General features: G+C 70.5%; 15 protein-coding genes and 1 pseudogene. 7 read left to right on the forward strand and 9 right to left on the reverse strand.

Going from position 1 to position 16,119, the window contains the following annotated elements:
- Positions 1-24 precede the first annotated feature (24 nt).
- Complete coding sequence (locus tag DMB66_RS45175) at positions 25-1,272, reverse strand: sorbosone dehydrogenase family protein (protein WP_125810283.1); 1,248 nt, start codon at positions 1,270-1,272, stop codon at positions 25-27.
- Positions 1,273-1,354: 82 nt separating this feature from the next.
- Here DMB66_RS45175 and DMB66_RS45180 point away from each other — a divergent pair, with 82 nt between their 5' ends.
- A complete protein-coding gene (locus DMB66_RS45180) occupies positions 1,355-2,398 on the forward strand; it encodes a 2-oxoglutarate and iron-dependent oxygenase domain-containing protein (protein WP_125810284.1) in 1,044 nt (347 codons plus the stop codon).
- Positions 2,399-2,447: 49 nt separating this feature from the next.
- Here the strand turns inward: DMB66_RS45180 and DMB66_RS45185 are convergent, their stop codons facing one another.
- Genes DMB66_RS45185 through DMB66_RS45220 form a run of 8 tightly spaced genes read right to left on the reverse strand, consistent with a single transcriptional unit; the run spans position 2,448 to position 10,786 of the window.
- A complete protein-coding gene (locus DMB66_RS45185) occupies positions 2,448-3,584 on the reverse strand; it encodes an ABC transporter substrate-binding protein (RefSeq protein WP_125810285.1) in 1,137 nt (378 codons plus the stop codon).
- Between the two features lie 11 nt (positions 3,585-3,595).
- Positions 3,596-4,360 (reverse strand): ABC transporter permease, encoded by a 765-nt coding sequence (locus tag DMB66_RS45190; protein WP_125810286.1) that lies wholly within the window; start codon positions 4,358-4,360, stop codon positions 3,596-3,598.
- Entirely contained in the window at positions 4,357-5,184 is an 828-nt protein-coding gene (locus DMB66_RS45195) for an ABC transporter ATP-binding protein (RefSeq protein ID WP_125810287.1), read from the reverse strand. The genes DMB66_RS45190 and DMB66_RS45195 overlap by 4 nt, the downstream gene beginning before the upstream one ends.
- Positions 5,181-6,023 carry an ABC transporter permease gene (locus DMB66_RS45200; protein WP_125810288.1) on the reverse strand — a complete coding sequence of 281 codons (843 nt, stop codon included), beginning with the start codon at positions 6,021-6,023 and terminating at the stop codon, positions 5,181-5,183. Before DMB66_RS45200 ends, DMB66_RS45195 begins: the two co-directional genes overlap by 4 nt.
- Complete coding sequence (locus DMB66_RS45205; protein ID WP_125810289.1) at positions 6,020-7,015, reverse strand: TIGR03842 family LLM class F420-dependent oxidoreductase; 996 nt, start codon at positions 7,013-7,015, stop codon at positions 6,020-6,022. The genes DMB66_RS45200 and DMB66_RS45205 overlap by 4 nt, the downstream gene beginning before the upstream one ends.
- Before the next feature lie 5 nt (positions 7,016-7,020).
- Complete coding sequence (locus tag DMB66_RS45210) at positions 7,021-8,517, reverse strand: CoA-acylating methylmalonate-semialdehyde dehydrogenase (protein WP_125810290.1); 1,497 nt, start codon at positions 8,515-8,517, stop codon at positions 7,021-7,023.
- A gap of 32 nt (positions 8,518-8,549) precedes the next feature.
- Complete coding sequence (gene hydA, locus DMB66_RS45215; protein ID WP_125810291.1) at positions 8,550-9,950, reverse strand: dihydropyrimidinase; 1,401 nt, start codon at positions 9,948-9,950, stop codon at positions 8,550-8,552.
- Positions 9,947-10,786 (reverse strand): nitrilase-related carbon-nitrogen hydrolase, encoded by an 840-nt coding sequence (locus tag DMB66_RS45220; RefSeq protein WP_125810292.1) that lies wholly within the window; start codon positions 10,784-10,786, stop codon positions 9,947-9,949. Before DMB66_RS45220 ends, hydA begins: the two co-directional genes overlap by 4 nt.
- Positions 10,787-11,060: 274 nt before the next feature.
- Here DMB66_RS45220 and DMB66_RS45225 point away from each other — a divergent pair, with 274 nt between their 5' ends.
- The 6 genes and pseudogenes from DMB66_RS45225 to DMB66_RS45250 form a co-directional block, all read left to right on the forward strand.
- Complete coding sequence (locus tag DMB66_RS45225) at positions 11,061-12,437, forward strand: PLP-dependent aminotransferase family protein (protein WP_125810293.1); 1,377 nt, start codon at positions 11,061-11,063, stop codon at positions 12,435-12,437.
- Positions 12,438-12,454: 17 nt separating this feature from the next.
- On the forward strand, positions 12,455-13,756 hold the full coding sequence (locus tag DMB66_RS45230; protein ID WP_125810294.1) for an aspartate aminotransferase family protein: 1,302 nt from the start codon (positions 12,455-12,457) through the stop codon (positions 13,754-13,756).
- A 153-nt stretch (positions 13,757-13,909) separates the two neighbouring features.
- Positions 13,910-15,139: an inorganic phosphate transporter gene (locus tag DMB66_RS45235; RefSeq protein ID WP_125810295.1), complete on the forward strand. Its 1,230-nt coding sequence runs from the start codon at positions 13,910-13,912 to the stop codon at positions 15,137-15,139.
- Between the two features lie 13 nt (positions 15,140-15,152).
- Positions 15,153-15,464, forward strand: coding sequence for a hypothetical protein (locus DMB66_RS45240; RefSeq protein ID WP_125810296.1), 312 nt, complete (start codon positions 15,153-15,155; stop codon positions 15,462-15,464).
- On the forward strand, positions 15,461-15,790 hold the full coding sequence (locus DMB66_RS45245; protein WP_233625300.1) for a DUF3349 domain-containing protein: 330 nt from the start codon (positions 15,461-15,463) through the stop codon (positions 15,788-15,790). The genes DMB66_RS45240 and DMB66_RS45245 overlap by 4 nt, the downstream gene beginning before the upstream one ends.
- A 139-nt stretch (positions 15,791-15,929) precedes the next feature.
- Positions 15,930-16,119, forward strand: a pseudogene (locus tag DMB66_RS45250) (hypothetical protein); the annotation flags it as partial.

Below are 16,119 nucleotides of genomic sequence, written 5' to 3' on the forward strand. Positions count from 1 at the left end.
CGTCTCGGCTACCGGCGATGAGGCTCACTTGGGCGCGATCTTGTAGATCCCGTCGCGGAGCGTGAGGATCCACAGCTCGCCGTCGGGGTCCTCACCGAACGAGGTCAGCAGGCTGGGCAGCTTCAGGTCGAGCTCGACCACCGCCTTCGTGCCGCCCTTGCCCATCGCCCACACCGGACGGTAGAAGTTCATGAAGACGTACGCACCGGCCAGGCCCGGGATCGCCGTGCCGCGGTAGACATAGCCGCCGATCACCGCCGCGCCGCCCTTGTGTTTGTACTGGTGGATGGGCTTCACGGCGTTGTCCGGCACCTTGAACTTCCGGCTGAAGTTGAGCTCGTTGGTGCCTTCGAAGCGCGGCCATCCCAGGTTGGCGCCGGCCTGCCCGCGCTTGAGCCGGTAGACCGTCTCGTAGGTGTCCTGGCCGACGCTGCCGATCCAGATGTCGCCGGTGGGATGGTCGATGGAGAACCGGAACGGGTTGCGCAGCCCCACGGCCCAGATCTCGTCGCGCACCTTGTCGTCGCCGACGAACGGATTGTCCTTGGGCACCGTGTAACCCTTGCCGGAGCGGTTCGGGGTGATCCGCAGCATCTTGCCGAGCAGCTTGGTCGGGTCCTGCGCGTCGGCGCCGCGGCTGGCGCCGCCGTCGCCCATCGAGATCCACAGGTTGTCGTCGGTGTCGAAGGCCAGCTGCCCGATGTTGTGCCCCAGCCCCGGCTGCTTCGCGTTGAGGATCTCCCGCGCCGAGCCCGGGTCGGGCACGCCGTCGGCACCGACCGCGAACGACACGATCCTGGTGTAGCTGCCGTTGTCGCGGTAGGCCAGGACCAGCCGGCCGTCGACCGGGTCGAAGGTCATGCCCATCAGGCCCCGCTCGGAGTCCTGCAGCCAGTCGACCACCTGGGCCGACCAGTCCAGCACCGGCGCCGCCTTCCGGCCGTCGAGCCGATAGACCTTGCCTTCCTGATCGGCCAGGTACGGCTTCGGGTCGCCCGGCCGCCAGGCGATCGACGTGAGCAGCTCGGGCCCGTCGGCGACCTTGGTGGCCTTGAGCTTGAGCTTGGCCAGCCGTGCGGCGGGCGGCGGTGCGACGGGGCTGCGGGTGGGCCGCGCCGAGGGCGCGGGGCTCCCGGCCGGCCCGCTCGGCCCGCTCGATGCGGGTGCCGGGTTCGCGGTCGGCGGCGTCCCGGTGGTCTCGCCATCGCCACTGCACGCGGACAGCAGCAACACTACGGCGACCGCGGCGCTTGCCCATCGGTTGGCCATCATCACGGTGTTCTACCACAACATCGATGAACTACGGTGTCCCTATCGCTACCGGCAGTCATGATCACGGTGCGAGGGGCCCGCGATGACGCATCTTCAGACGTTCCACATTCCGCAGACGGTCGGCGCCACCGACGCCGACAGCCGCCTCGGGCACGACCTGATCGGCGCCTGGCAGACCGACGGGATCCTCCAGGTCGCCACCGAACCGGCCCAGGACCGCGTCATCACGGACGCGATCGAGGCCAGCGCCCGGTTCTTCCGGCTGCCCATGCCGGTCAAGGCGGGCCACGTCAGCGACCTCACGTACAGCGGCTACATCGCGTCGGGCGAAGAGGTCACCGCCGGCGAGGCCGACTACTCGGAGATCTTCACCGTATGCCCGGACATCGCCGCGGACGATCCGCGGGTGCGGCACCGGTGGCCCTGCCACGGCCCGGTGCCGTGGCCCGACCCCGGCTACGCGCGGCGGATGCGGGCCCTCATGGACCAGTTCGGCTCGATCGGGCAGCGGCTGCTGCGGCTGATCGCACTGGGCCTGGACCTCGCCGACCTGGACGCGCTGACCGGGCTCACCACCGACGGCTGGCATCACATGCGGGTGCTGCGCTTCCCGGCGCTGTCCGAGCAGACGTCCCGGGGCATCGGCGCGCACACCGACTACGGGCTACTGGTCATCGCGGCCCAGGACGACGTCGGCGGCTTGTTCATCCGCCCGCCCGTCGACGGCGAGCGGCGCAACCGCAACTGGCTCGACACGGAAAGCTCGGCCGGCCGGTACGAGAACGAGGAGCCCTGGACCTACGTCACGCCGCAGCCCAGCGTCCTGACCGTGTTCCCGGGCGACATCATGCAGTTCCTGACCGGTGGCCGGCTGCTGTCCACCCCGCACAAGGTGAAACTCAACACCCGCGAACGCTTCGCCCTCGCGTACTTCCACGAGCCCGGTTTCAACACCACCATCCGCCCGTTCGCGGACCCGGCCGGCGACGACTCCATCCACTACGGCACCCACTTCACGAACATGTTCGTGCGCTGCTACCCGGACCGCGTCACCACCCGGCGTATCGAGGCCGAGGATCGCCTGTCGATCCTGCGGGACCTTCGCGATCAACAGCCGGCCGGATGATGCGGGCCCGGCCGTCGGGAGACGACCGGGCCCGCTGGGAGACCGGGGGTTACGCGCCGCCGGCCGTCAGGGTCACCGGTTTCGGCTGGAATGCCGTGCCGTTGACGTCGATGTTCGCCGCCTTCGCCTGGTCCAGGGCCTGCTGGATGTAGTCGTTCGTGTAGGCCAGGCCTTCCGGCTGCTTGGTCAGCACCGTGTCGCCGGTCTGGTTCTTCGTGGTCAGGGACAGGTCCACCGTCTGCTTCCAGTCGGCCTCGTTGATCAGGCCGATGCCGCCGGTCGCCGGCCACACCAGCTTGTTCACCTCGTTCATCTGCCAGAGCTGGTGGCTCTTGCCCAGCTTCGAGCCCTTGGCCACCACCAGGTCGCGGCAGGCCTCCGCGTTGTCCCGGCAGTATGCCCAGCCCTTGATCGTGCCGAGCAGGAACTTCACCGTCTGCTGCTGGTACGCCGGGTCGCTGAGCTTGGCGGTGTTGGCCCACACCGCGTCCTGCAGCATCGACGTGCCCTCGGTCTTCCAGTCGAGGATGGTGAAGTCCTCCGGCGTGTAGAGCTTCTTGGTCGCCGGGTTCGTCGCCTCCAGCAGCTGGGCGTACTCGTTGTAGCTCATCGCCTGGGCCGCGTCGATCTCCTTCTTCAGCAGCGCCTGCATGTCGAACTGCTGCTGCACCAGGGTGACGTCCTTGCCCGGGTCCAGCCCGGCCTTGGTCATGCCGGCGAACAGCTCGAACTCGTTGCCGAAGCCCCAGTTGCCGACCTTCTTGCCCTTGAGATCCGCGGCGGTGCTGATGCCGCTGTCCTTCCAGGCCACCTGGTACGTGCCGGAGCGTCCGAAGATCTGCCCGACGTCGGTGATGGCGGCGCCCTGCTCGCGCGACGCCAGGGCCTTGGGCACCCACGCCACCGCGTAGTCGGCCTTGCCCGTCGCCAGCACGGTCTGCGGCACGATGTCCACGCCGCCCTCGAGCAGTTGGACGTCGAGACCTTGCTCCTTGTAGAAGCCCTGGTCGACGGCGGCGATGTAGCCGGCGAACTGGGCCTGGTAGAACCACTGCAGCTGCAGCTTGATCGGGGTCGGGGCGCCGCTGGCGCCGGGGGTCGGGGTCGAAGGTGTGTCCGCCGTGCCGCAGCCGGTGAGGGCCAGGGCACAGGCGACGATGGCAGCCGGGATAAGGCGTTTCCGCACTGAGGAACTCCTCAAGAAAGCAATCGGGTTTTCCAGGGCATCGCGATCCGCTCCAGCAGGAGCGTGGCTAGGTAGAAGAACAGTCCGAGCAGGCAGGCGCCGACCACGAAGGCCCAGGCACGGGGATAGGCGGTGAACGCGGCCGCGGAGGTGATCCGCGACCCGAGCCCGTCCTGCAGCCCGCCGAAGTATTCGGCGACGACCGCGGCGATGACGGCCAGCGACGACGCCTGTCGCAGGCCGGTGAAGACGAAGGGCAGCGCGCCCGGCAGCCGGACCAGCCGGGTGAAGGTCCAGCCGCCCGCCGCGTAGCTGGTCATCAGCTCGCGGTGGGTCGGGTCGACCTCGCGCAGGCCGCGCAGCGTGTTGATGAAGATCGGGAAGAACACGATGATCCCGGCGACCAGCCGGCGCGGCACGCTGGAGGTCGACTCGAACATGTTGTTGAGGATCGGGGCGAGCGCGATGATCGGCAGCGCGTTCAGCACCGCGGCCAGCGGGATGGAGACCTCGGAGAGCAGCCGGAAGCGGCTGGCCGCCATCGCCGCGAGCACCCCGGCGACCGTGCCCCAGGCCAGGCCGACGAGCGCGTTCAGGCCGCTGGCCAGCGCGGCCTCCCAGACGTTCTGGCGCTGCGCGACCAGCTCGTGCCAGATCGCCGAGGGCGCCGGCAGGATGAACGGCGCGATCCGCCCCAGCGACACCACCAGCTCCCACGCCACCAGCGCCAGGATCCCGAGCACGACCGGTGGGGCGACGCGACGCAGGAGATTCATGGCGCGGTCGCCGCGGGAGAGGCAGGCCCGGGGGTACGCGATGACGGCGCGGCCGCCGCCGGCGAGGTGCCTCGCAACGCCTGGCGGACCGAGGTGATCGCCTCGAAGTAGGCCGGCGACTGCCGGGCCGCGTCGTCGCGGGCGGGCAGGTCGACGTCGATCGTCGCGGTGATCCGCCCGGGCCGCGGCGACATCACCACGACCTGGTCGGACAGGAACACCGCCTCGGAGATGGAGTGCGTGACGAAGACCGTGCTGGTGCCGGTCTTCGCGCAGATCGCCAGCAGCTCCGACTGCAGCCGTTCGCGGGTCATCTCGTCGAGCGCGCCGAACGGCTCGTCCATCAGCAGCAGCGGCGGGTGCACGGCCAGCGCGCGGGCGATCGCGACGCGCTGCTGCATGCCGCCGGAGAGCTGCGCCGGATAGTGCCCGGCGAAGTCGGCGAGCCCGACCAGGGCCAGCATCTCCGCGGCGCGGGCCTTGCGCTCGGCCCGGGCGGCGCCGCGCAGCTCCAGCGGCAGTTCCACGTTGCGCTGCACGGTCCGCCACTCGAAGAGGCCGGCCTGCTGGAACGCGATGCCGTACTCCTGGTCCAGCCGGGCCCTGGTGGCCGGCTTGCCGGCCACCTCGACCGTGCCCGACGAGGCCGGGATCAGGTCGGCGATCAGCCGCAGCAGGGTGCTCTTGCCGCACCCGGACGGCCCGATCAGCGAGACGAACCGGCCGGAGCCGATCTCCAGGTTGATGTCGGACAGGGCGGTGACCTCGTCGGGCCGGCCCTGGTTGAAGACCTTCGTGACTTTGGACAGGGACACAGCGGTCACATCGTCACCACCGAAACGCGACGTCGGTGCCGCATCAGCGGCAGTTCCAGCAGGGTGACCAGCGCGGCGACGACGAGCCCGAGCAGGGCCGCGCCGAGCATGGCGGTGTAGACCTTCGCGGGGTCCGAGGTGGCCTCCCGGGAGTATTCGATGATGAGCCGGCCGATGCCGCCCCGCGTACCGGTGGAGATCTCACCGACGACCGCGCCCACGACGGCGGCCGCGCCGGCCAGCCGCAGCGCGGGGAACAGGTACGGCAGCGACGCCGGCAGGCGGAGCTTGACCAGGGTGCGCCACCAGCCGGCGGCGTAGCTGCGCATCAGCTCGACCCCGGCCGCCTGCGGCGACTGCAGGCCGCGCAGCATGCCGACGGCGACCGGGAAGAACGCGAGGTACGCGGCGATGACGGCGACCGTCGTCCACGCCGGCCAGACCGTGCCGCTCCACCCGGCGATCAGCGGCGCGAGCGCCACCAGCGGCACGGTCTGCGACAAGATCACGTACGGAAGCAGCCCGCGCTCGATGATCCGGAAGCGTTGCATGGCCACCGCCAGCAGCAACCCGACCACCGCGCCGACCAGGAACCCGACGGTGGTGATGCCGAGCGTGAACAGGCTCGCGCTCAGCACCACCTGCCAGACCGGCCGGCCGCCGGTGAGTTCCGGGCGGCCCAGCCGGCTCAGCATCTCCGACACGTGCGGCATCGACAGGTCGTCGGCCCGGGGCAGGATCCGCACCCCGAACAGCACGGTCCCGTCCGGGTTGCCGACCGCCTTGTAGCCCTCCCAGATCGCGATCAGCACGACCAGGCCGAGCAGGGCGCTGAGCACACGCCTCACGAGACCACCGGGATGATCTTCTCGCCGTACGCCCGCAGGGTTTGCTCTTTGTCGTCGTGCTGCAGGTAGAGGGCGAACTGGTCGACGCCGATCGCCCGCAGCTCCTCGAGGCGCCGCAGGTGGTTCTCGATCGGGCCGAGGATGCAGAACCGGTCCACGACCTCGTCCGGCACGAACGAGGTGTGGCTGTTGCCGGCCCGGCCGTGCTCGGCGTAGTCGTAGCCCTGCCGGCCCTTGATGTAGTCGGTCAGCACCTGCGGCACGGTCCCGTCGGCGCCGTAGCGGGCGACGATGTCCGCGACGTGGTTGCCGACCATGCCGCCGAACCACCGGGTCTGGTCGCGCTGGTGCGCGATGTTGTCGCCGACGTAGGCCGGAGCGGCGACGCAGAACTTGATGGCGGCCGGGTCGCGGCCCGCCTTCTCGGCCGCGCTCCGCACGGCCTTGATCATCCAGGCCGCGATGTCCGGGTCGGCGAGCTGCAGGATGTAGCCGTCACCCACCTCGCCGGTCAGGGCCAGGGCCTTCGGGCCGTACGCCGCCACCCACACGTCCAGCCGGCTTTCCGGCGCCCAGGCGAACCGCAGCTCCTGCCCGCGCAGCGTCACCGTGTCGCCGCTGGCCAACCCCTTGATCACGCCGATGCTCTCGCGCAGCTGGCCGAGCGAGTTCGGCTGCAGGCCGAGCACCCGCAGCGCGGAGTCGCCGCGGCCGATCCCGCAGATCGTCCGGTTGCCGTACATCTCGTTGAGGGTGGCGAACTGGGACGCGATCACGGTCCAGTCCCGGGTGCCCGGGTTGGTCACCATCGGGCCGACGATCACCCGCTCGGTGTCGGCCAGGATCTTGCTGTAGATGACGAACGGCTCCTGCCACAGCACGTGCGAGTCGAACGTCCACACGTGGCTGTAGCCCAGGTCCTCCGCCTTCTTCGCCCACTCGACCACGTCCAGCGCGGGTGGGTCGCACTGCAACACGACGCCGATGTCCATGCCGTTCACCGCACCTTCGGGAAGCCGAGGTCGATCTCCGAGGAGGCCGGGTCGGGCCAGCGGGAGGTGACGACCTTGCTGCGGGTGTAGAACTGGATGCCCTCCGGGCCGTACATGTGCAGGTCGCCGAAGAGCGAGGACTTCCAGCCGCCGAAGCTGTAATACGCCACCGGTACGGGCACCGGCACGTTCACGCCGACCATCCCGCAGTTGACGTCGTACTGGAACCGGCGGGCCGCCCCGCCGTCGCGGGTGAAGATCGCCGTGCCGTTGCCGAACTCGTTGTCGTTGACCAGGTCGAGCGCCTCCTCGTAGCTGTCGGCGCGTACCACCGACAGCACCGGGCCGAAGATCTCGTCGGTGTACAGCGGCGAGTCGGTCGGCACCTTGTCGACCAGCGAGGCGCCCAGGAAGAAGCCCGGCCCTCCGCTGATCGGGGCGTCCCGCCCGTCGACGACCACCTCCGCTGCCTGGCCGGCCGCGCCGGCGCCGGCCAGGTAGCCGGCCACCTTGTCGCGGTGCTCGCGGCTGATCAGCGGGCCCATCTCGGCGGCCGGGTCGCTGGCCGGGCCGACCGCGATCCGGCCGACCCGCTCCTTGATCGCGGCGACCAGCGGGTCGCCGATCGCGCCGACGGCCACCACGACCGAGACCGCCATGCAGCGCTCACCGGCCGAGCCGTACCCGGCGCTGACCGCCGCGTCCGCGGCCGCGTCCACGTCGGCGTCCGGGAGCACGACCATGTGGTTCTTCGCCCCGCCCAGCGCCTGCACCCGCTTGCCTTTTGCCGTCGCGGTCTCATAAATGATGCGAGCGACGGGCGTGGAGCCGACGAACGACAGCGCCTGCACGTCCGGGTGGGCGATCAGCGTCTCGACGGCCTCCCGGTCGCCCTGCACGACGTTGAACGCGCCGTCCGGCAGCCCGGCCTGGCGCAGCAGGTCGGCCAGCAGCAGCGAGACCGACGGGTCCTTCTCGCTCGGCTTGAGGATGAAGGTGTTGCCGCAGACCAGGGCGTTGCAGAACATCCAGATCGGCACCATGGCCGGGAAGTTGAACGGCGTGATGCCGGCGACGACGCCCAGCGGCTGGCGGATCGAGTAGACGTCCACCCCGGTCGACGCCTGCTCGCTGTACCCGCCCTTGAGCAGGTGCGGCGCGCCCGCGGCGAACTCGATGTTCTCCAGGCCGCGGGCCAGCTCGCCGCCCGCGTCCGCGACCGTCTTGCCGTGTTCCTGGCTGACCAGCGACGCGATCTCCTTGCGGTTCGCGTCGACCAGCTCGCGGAAGCGGAACATGACCTCGGCGCGGCGGGACAGCGACGCCGCCCGCCAGCCGGGGAACGCGGCCTTGGCGACCGCGACCGCGTCGGCCGTCTCCGCCGCGGTCGCCGCCACGACGTACGCCTGCTGCTCGCCGGTCGCCGGGTCCCAGACCGGCAGCTGCCGGCCGCTGGTGCCATCGACGGCCGTACCGTTGATCCAGTGCTTGATCTCGCGCATTAGGCCTCCTAGACCAGGTAGCATGTGGCCTGCTAGACCAAGTAGTCGGTGAGTCCCCGGCGGACGTACTGGCCGTGGCCCTTGCGTCCCTTGTAGTCCCCGTCCTGCACCACGACGGTGCCGCGGGAGATGACCGTGTCGACCTTGCCGGCGATCTCCCAGCCCTCCCAGGCCGAGTGGTCCATGTTCATGTGGTGCGTGGCCGCGCTGATCCGGGTGTGGCCGTTCGGGTCGTAGAGCACGATGTCGGCGTCCGAGCCGGGCGCGATGATGCCCTTCCTCGGGTACATGCCGAACATCCGCGCCGGGGTCGTCGCGATCGTCTCCACCCAGCGGGCCAGCGACAGCTTGCCGTCGACCACGCCCTGGTAGAGCAGGTCGACGCGGTGCTCGACGCTGCCGATGCCGTTCGGGATCTTGGAGAAGTCGCCGATGCCCAGCTCCTTCTGGTCCTTCATGCAGAACGGGCAGTGGTCGGTGGAGACCACGGCGAGGTCGTTGGTGCGCAGGCCGCGCCACAGGTCGGCGCGGTGGCTCTCGTGCTTGCTGCGCAGCGGCGTCGAGCAGACCCACTTGGCGCCCTCGAAGCCCGGCGCGCCGAGCTGGTCCTCCAGGGTCAGGTAGAGGTACTGCGGGCAGGTCTCGGCGAAGACGTTGCGGCCGGTGTCCCGGGCCGCCGCGACCTGCTCGAGCGCCTTGGAGGCGGACAGGTGCACGATGTAGAGCGGGCAGTCCGCGGCGACGCTGGCCAGCCAGATCGCCCGGCTGGTCGCCTCGGCCTCCAGCTCCTGCGGGCGGGTGACCCCGTGGTAGTACGGGTCGGTCTCGCCGCGTTCGAGGGCCTGCTTGACCAGGACGTCGATCGCCGGGCCGTTCTCCGCGTGCATCATGATCATGGCGCCGTTGTCGCGGGCCTTCTGCATCGCCCGCAGGATCTGCCCGTCGTCGCTGTAGAACACCCCCGGGTACGCCATGAAGAGCTTGAAGCTCGAGATGCCCTCGTCGGTGACGAGCTGGTCCATGGCCTTGAGCGACTCGTCGGTGACGCCGCCGAGGATCATGTGGAAGCCGTAGTCGATGTGGCAGTTGCCCTCGGCCTTGGCGTGCCAGGCGGCCAGGCCGTCCTGGACCACCTCGCCGTACCGCTGGACGGCGAAGTCGATGATCGTGGTGACGCCGCCGAACGCCGCGGCCCGGGTGCCGGTGTCGAAGGTGTCGCTGGCGTGCGTGCCGCCGAACGGCAGCTCCATGTGGGTGTGCGCGTCGACCGCGCCCGGGATCACGTACTTGCCGGTGGCGTCGATCGTCTCTTCTTGATCGGGCGCGGACCCCGGCGCGAAGAGGGCGACGATCTTCTCACCGTCGACCAGCACGTCGGCGAGAGATGCCCCGGTGGGGCCGATGACCGTCCCGCCCTTGATCAGGTAAGTCACGGTGCCACCAGCCCGTCGTAGCTGTCGGGCCGGCGGTCGCGGTAGAACGCCCAGCGGTCGCGCACCGTGGCGAGCAGGTCCAGGTCCAGGTCGCGGACGATCAGCTCCGGGTTGTGCGTGTCGCCGACGTCGCCGACGAACTTGCCCTCCGGGTCGACGAAGTAGGACTGGCCGTAGAAGTCGTTGTCGCCGAGCTCCTCGATGCCGGTGCGGTTGATCGCGCCGATGAAGTACTCGTTGGCCACCGCGCTGGCCGGCTGCTCCAGCTGCCACAGGTACGACGACAGGCCCCGGCTGGTCGCCGACGGGTTGAAGACGATCTGGGCGCCGTTGAGGCCCAGGGCCCGCCAGCCCTCCGGGAAGTGCCGGTCGTAGCAGATGTAGACGCCGACCTTGCCGACCGCGGTGTCGAACACCGGGTAGCCGAGGTTGCCCGGGCGGAAGTAGAACTTCTCCCAGAAGCCGTTGACCTGCGGGATGTGGTGCTTGCGGTACTTGCCGAGGTATTTGCCGTCCGCGTCGACCACGGCCGCGGTGTTGTAGAGGACGCCGGGCTGCTCCTGCTCGTACATCGGCAGGACCATCACCATGCCGAGCTCGGCCGCGAGGGCCTGGAAGCGCTCGGTGGTGGGGCCGGGGATGGACTCGGCGTATTCGTAGTACGCCTTGTCCTGGACCTGGCAGAAGTAGGGGCCGTAGAACAGCTCCTGGAAGCAGATCACCTTGGCGCCCTGGGCGGCGGCGTCGCGAGCGTAGTCCTCGTGCGCCTTGATCATCGATTCCTTGTCGCCCGTCCAGTTGGTCTGGACGAGGGCGGCGCGGATGAGGTTGCTCATGGGTGCGGCCCCTCTCTGAAATCGGTGGTGGCGTGGGTCACCCCACGATTGTGATCGTCTCTCCACCGGCTGTCATCGTCCCCCGCTCATCGCTTGACATCCGGGGCCGATGTCGTAGCACACTAATGACACAACCCCGGGCGGACAATTGCTCGGCTGTTACCAAATGTTTCGGAGACGTCAAATTCGCCCTTCAGTCCGGTCAAGGGCGGTGGCGGGGAGGCTGGACGGGTGCTGGGGCTCATCAAGGGCGGTGGCGGGGAGGTCGGACGGGTTGCTAGGGCTCATCAAGGGCGCTGTTGACGATCGCAGCGCTCGGGGGATCGCCGCGGCCGTCAGTCGGCTGGTCACTGCCGGTGACCTGCCGGTTGGCTCCCGGCTGCCCACCGTGCGCGATGTCGCCCGCGAGCTGGGCGTCAGCCCGACCACGGTCAGTGAGGCCTGGCAGCGACTGGCCCGGGCCGGCGCGATCCAGACCCGCGGCCGGTCCGGCTCGTTCGTCGCGGTCCCGGTGCTGCCCCGCCAGCGCCTGCGGTACGCACAGCTCGGCGGCCTGCTGACCGGGGTCTCCCGGGACTTCTCCACCGGTGTGCCCGACTACGATCTGCTGCCCGGCGTCACCGAGTCCCTCAAGCGCGTCGGGGACGCCAGGCTCACCACGAGTTACCTCGAGGCGGCCGTGCTGCCACCCCTGGAACGGGTGCTGCGGCAGCGCTGGCCGTACCCGCCGGATCAGCTCACCGTGGTCGACGGCGCGCTCGACGCGCTGGACCGGGTGACCGCGACGCTGGTCCGCCTCGGCGACCACGTGCTGGTGGAGAATCCCGCCTTCCCGCCCGTGCTCGACCTGCTGGAGGCGGTCGGCGCGACCGTCGTCGGGGTGCCGATCGACGAGCACGGGATGTGCCCCGACGCGCTGGGCGAGGCGCTGCGGACGTACGACCCGGTCGCGGTCTATCTGCAGCCGCGGGCGCACAACCCGACCGGGGTCAGCATGACCGCGCGGCGCGTCGAGGAGCTGGCGGACGCGCTGGCCGCGTACCCGGAGGTCACCGTCGTCGAGGACGACCACGCCGGCGATATCGCCACCGCGCCCCCGGTCAGCCTCGGCACCCGGCTGCCGGACCGCACCGTGCACGTCGCCGGCTTCTCCAAGAGCCACGGCCCGGACCTGCGCCTGGCCGCGCTGGCCGGCCCGGCCCCGCTGATCACCGCGATCGGCGACCGGCGGCTGCTCGGCCCCGGCTGGTCCAGCCGCCTGCTGCAGGCCGTGCTGCTCGACCTGCTCACCGACGCCGACGCGATCGCCCAGGTCGCCGCCGCCCGGGAGGTCTACGCCGAGCGCCGTGCCGCCCTGCTCGCCGCCCTGGCGGCGCACGGCGCGACCGCGACCGCCGCGGACGGCATCAACCTCTGGCTGACCGTCGACGATCAGCAGATGGCCATGCTCGCCCTCGCCGCGCACGGCATCGCGGTGGCACCCGGCGCGCCGTTCGAGGTCACCGGCCTCGGCGCCGAGCACGTCCGGGTCACCGTCGGCCTGATCCGCGACGACTTCGACTCCCTGGCCGCCATTCTCGCTTCCGCCGCCGGCGCGACCGCGCGCGGCAGCGGCTCACGTTCCCGCCCGCATCCGCGGGGCTGGCGCTGACTCCCTTGGAGGACCCCATGACCGATGACCTGCTCGCCCGGCACCACGCCGTGCTGCCTTCCTGGGTGACGACCTACTACGGCGACGACGCGATCGAGCTGGTGCGCGGCTCCGGCCGGCGCGTGACCGACGCCAACGGCCGCAGCTACCTGGACTTCTTCGGCGGCGTGCTGACCAACATGCTCGGCTACGACATCGCCGAGGTGCGCGAGGCCGTCGAGCGCCAGCTCGCCACCGGCATCGTGCACAGCTCGACCCTGTACCTGATCCGGCAGCAGGTCGTTCTCGCCGAGAAGATCGCCCGGGTCTCCGGCATCCCCGACGCCCGGGTCTTCTTCACCAACTCGGGCACCGAGGCGAACGAGGCCGCGCTGCTGTTCACCACCAACCACCGCCGCTCCAACCAGATCCTGGCGATCCGCAACAGCTACCACGGCCGCTCGTTCGCGGCGATGGCGATCACCGGGCACCGCAGCTGGTCGGCGAGCGCGCTGAGCCCGGTCTCGGTCTCCTGGCTCAACTCCGGCGACCGGCTGCGCGGCCGGATGAAGGGCCTGTCGGACGCCGAGCACGTCGAGGCGGCGGTCGAGGACCTGCGCGAGGTGCTGGCGACCACCACCGCGGGCGACGTCGCGGCGCTGATCGCCGAGCCGATCCAGGGCGTCGGCGGCTTCGTGCACGCCCCGGACGGGCTGCTCGGCGCGCTGAAGAAGGAGCTCGACAACCACGGCATCCTGCTGATCGCCGACGAGGTGCAGACCGGCTGGGGCCGCACCGGTGACCACTTCTGGGGTTACCAGGCCCACGACGTGCAGCCGGACCTGATCACCTTCGCCAAGGGCATCGGCAACGGCTTCGCGCTGGCCGGCGTCGTGGGCCGCGCGGAGCTGGTCAACGCGGTGCCGGCGACCAGCTTCTCCACCTTCGGCGGCAACCCGGTCTCGACGGCGGCGGGCAACGCGGTCCTGGACTACGTGCTCGACCACGACCTGCAGGCCAACGCGAAGCGCACCGGCGCGATCCTGCTGGACGGCCTGCGCGCGGCGGTCGGCGACGCGAAGATCGTGGCGGAGATCCGCGGCCGCGGCCTGATGATCGGCATCGAGTTCGTCCGGCCGGGCACCACGGAACCGGACGCGGCCGCGACCATGCGGGTCTTCGACGAGTGCCGCAAGGGCGGCCTGCTGGTCGGCAAGGGCGGCCTGTACGGCAACGTGCTGCGGATGGGCCCGCCGCTGACGCTGACCGAGGACGAGGCCCGCGAGGGACTGGCGATCCTGGTGAACGCGATCCGCACGGCGGACGCCGAGGCGTACTGAGCCAACCCGCGGCGGAGAACCCGGGCGAGTTCGCTATCCGAGCCGGCGGCCGGCGTCCGGTTGGGGCGCCGGCCGGGCCGAAACTCAGTGACATTTCCAACCTGTTACCGATGGCCTCTGTCGCTGCTTGATCCAGGACGTCACCATCTTGTTGTGACAGACACTTCCGTGATACTCGCCCTGGTGGTCGTCACCGCCCTCGGGTTCGATTTCACGAACGGGTTCCACGACACCGCCAACGCGATGGCCAGCTCCATCGCCACCAAAGCCCTCCGGCCGAAGGCCGCCGTCGCCCTCTCCGGCATCCTCAATCTCATCGGCGCCTTCCTGTCGGTGGAGGTCGCGCTCACTGTCACCAACGCCGTGGTACGGATCCAGAACTCCACCGGCACCCCCAAGCCGGAGCTGCTCGCCGACGGCGGCTCCGCGCTGCTGCTGATCGTGCTGGCCGGGCTCGTCGGCGGCATCGTCTGGAACCTGCTGACCTGGCTGCTCGGCCTGCCCTCCAGCTCGTCGCACGCCCTGTTCGGCGGGCTCATCGGCGCCAGCATCGCGGGCCTGGGCTGGGCCGGCGTGAACTGGACCGGCGACGGCAGCAAGCTCGACGGGGTCATCGGCAAGGTGATCCTGCCGGCCCTCATCTCGCCCGTCATCGCCGGCGCGGTGGCCGCCGCCGGCACCTGGCTGGTCTACCGGGTCACCGTCGGCGTCGCCCAGCGGTTCACCGAGAACGGCTTCCGCTGGGGCCAGATCGGCAGCGCCTCGCTGATCTCGCTCGCGCACGGCACCAACGACGCGCAGAAGACCATGGGCGTCATCACGCTCGCCCTGATCGCCGCCGGCGACTGGACCGACACCGGGAACATCCCGTTCTGGGTCAAGGCCGCCTGCGCCGTGGCGATCGCGCTCGGGACCTACCTCGGCGGCTGGCGGATCATCCGTACCCTCGGTAAGGGTCTGGTCGAGATCACCCCGCCGCAGGGCCTGGCCGTCGACTCGGCGTCGGCGGCGGTGATCCTCGCCTCCAGCCATCTCGGCTTCGCGCTGTCCACCACGCACGTCGCGACCGGCTCGATCCTGGGCTCGGGCGTCGGCCGGCCCGGCGCCCAGGTGCGCTGGCGGGTGGCCGGCCGGCTCGTCGCGGCCTGGCTGATCACCCTGCCGGCCGCCGCGATCGTCGGCGCCCTGATGTGGTGGGTGGGCAACCTGCTCGGCGGCGGCACGGCCGGCGCGGTCGTCATCTTCGTCATCCTGCTGGCGCTGGCCGGCTTCATGTATCTGCGGTCCCGCCGCGAGCGCGTCGACCACCAGAACGTCAACGACGAGTGGGACGGTGTGCCGACAGCCGAGCCCGAGCCCGTGCCCGCCGGCACGCCGAGCTGAAAGGGGTTCCGCCATGCACAACCTGGGATTCGCCCTCGAGGGGGCCTGGAAGGTCCTGCTCGCCGGCCTGCTGCTCGGCGCCGGCCTGCCGACGCTGTTCGCGCTCGGCGTCCGCTCCCTGGCGTACGGCGCGGGCCGGGACGCCGAGGTGCACGCCTCCGGTGTGACCGGCCCGACCACCCGGCCGATCGGCACGGTGGTCGGCTATGCCCTGTTCGCGATCGTGGTGCTCGGCGTCCTGCTGGGCATCGGGTTCATCGTGGCCGGCGGTTTCGGCAAGACGCTGAGCTTCGAGCACATCTATCCGGCGATAGTGGACAAGTGACCGTGAGCGAGCTCCGCTCGAACTTCGTGACCCGGGCCGTCGAGTGGCTGCGGGCCGGGTATCCGACCGGCGTGCCCCGCGGGGACTACGTGGCGCTGCTCGGTGTGCTGCGCCGCAAGATGACCGAGGACGAGGTCCGCCGGATCGCGGTGGACCTCGCCGACCAGTCCGTCCTGGCCGGCGACGACCCGATCAGCGTGGCCGACATCGAGCAGATGATCGCCACGGCGCTGCTGCAGGAGGCGACCCCGGATGACGTGGTCCGGGTGTCGGCCCGGCTCGCGGCCGGCGGCTGGCCGCTGGCCGACCCGCCCGCCGATCACTGAGGGCGCCCCGCGACCCTGACCTGCGCGTTCGTGGACCCTGTGAAAAATCTTCTCGAGATTTCCCGGATGTTGATCTGTTCTGGGAGCGCTTCCGTAATGAGGACTGAGGTCCTACGACAGGAAGGCTCAGGCGACTAGAATGAATCGCTCCCGTACCCCCGCCCGGCGCTGGCAGATCGCCGGCGTCGGCGCAGTCGCCGTGGCACTCGTCGGCGTCGGTCTCGGTGTGGCCTCCGCCGCCGAGACCAGCGCCCCCACGGTTAACTGTCCCGCCGTGGCCGGCAAGCTGGGCGCTGTCCCGGCGCAGGCGAAGGCTGAGATCGAGCGCA

It is taken from the genome of Actinoplanes sp. ATCC 53533 (assembly GCF_003947245.1).

Bases quoted from the DNA above. Each gene is read 5' to 3' on its own strand.
- DMB66_RS45175 (WP_125810283.1), bottom strand. From the start codon at position 1,272: ATGATGGCCAACCGATGGGCAAGCGCCGCGGTCGCCGTAGTGTTGCTG.
- DMB66_RS45180 (WP_125810284.1), top strand. From the start codon at position 1,355: ATGACGCATCTTCAGACGTTCCACATTCCGCAGACGGTCGGCGCCACC.
- DMB66_RS45190 (WP_125810286.1), bottom strand. From the start codon at position 4,360: ATGAATCTCCTGCGTCGCGTCGCCCCACCGGTCGTGCTCGGGATCCTG.
- DMB66_RS45205 (WP_125810289.1), bottom strand. From the start codon at position 7,015: ATGGACATCGGCGTCGTGTTGCAGTGCGACCCACCCGCGCTGGACGTG.
- DMB66_RS45210 (WP_125810290.1), bottom strand. From the start codon at position 8,517: ATGCGCGAGATCAAGCACTGGATCAACGGTACGGCCGTCGATGGCACC.
- DMB66_RS45220 (WP_125810292.1), bottom strand. From the start codon at position 10,786: ATGAGCAACCTCATCCGCGCCGCCCTCGTCCAGACCAACTGGACGGGC.
- DMB66_RS45230 (WP_125810294.1), top strand. From the start codon at position 12,455: ATGACCGATGACCTGCTCGCCCGGCACCACGCCGTGCTGCCTTCCTGG.
- DMB66_RS45240 (WP_125810296.1), top strand. From the start codon at position 15,153: ATGCACAACCTGGGATTCGCCCTCGAGGGGGCCTGGAAGGTCCTGCTC.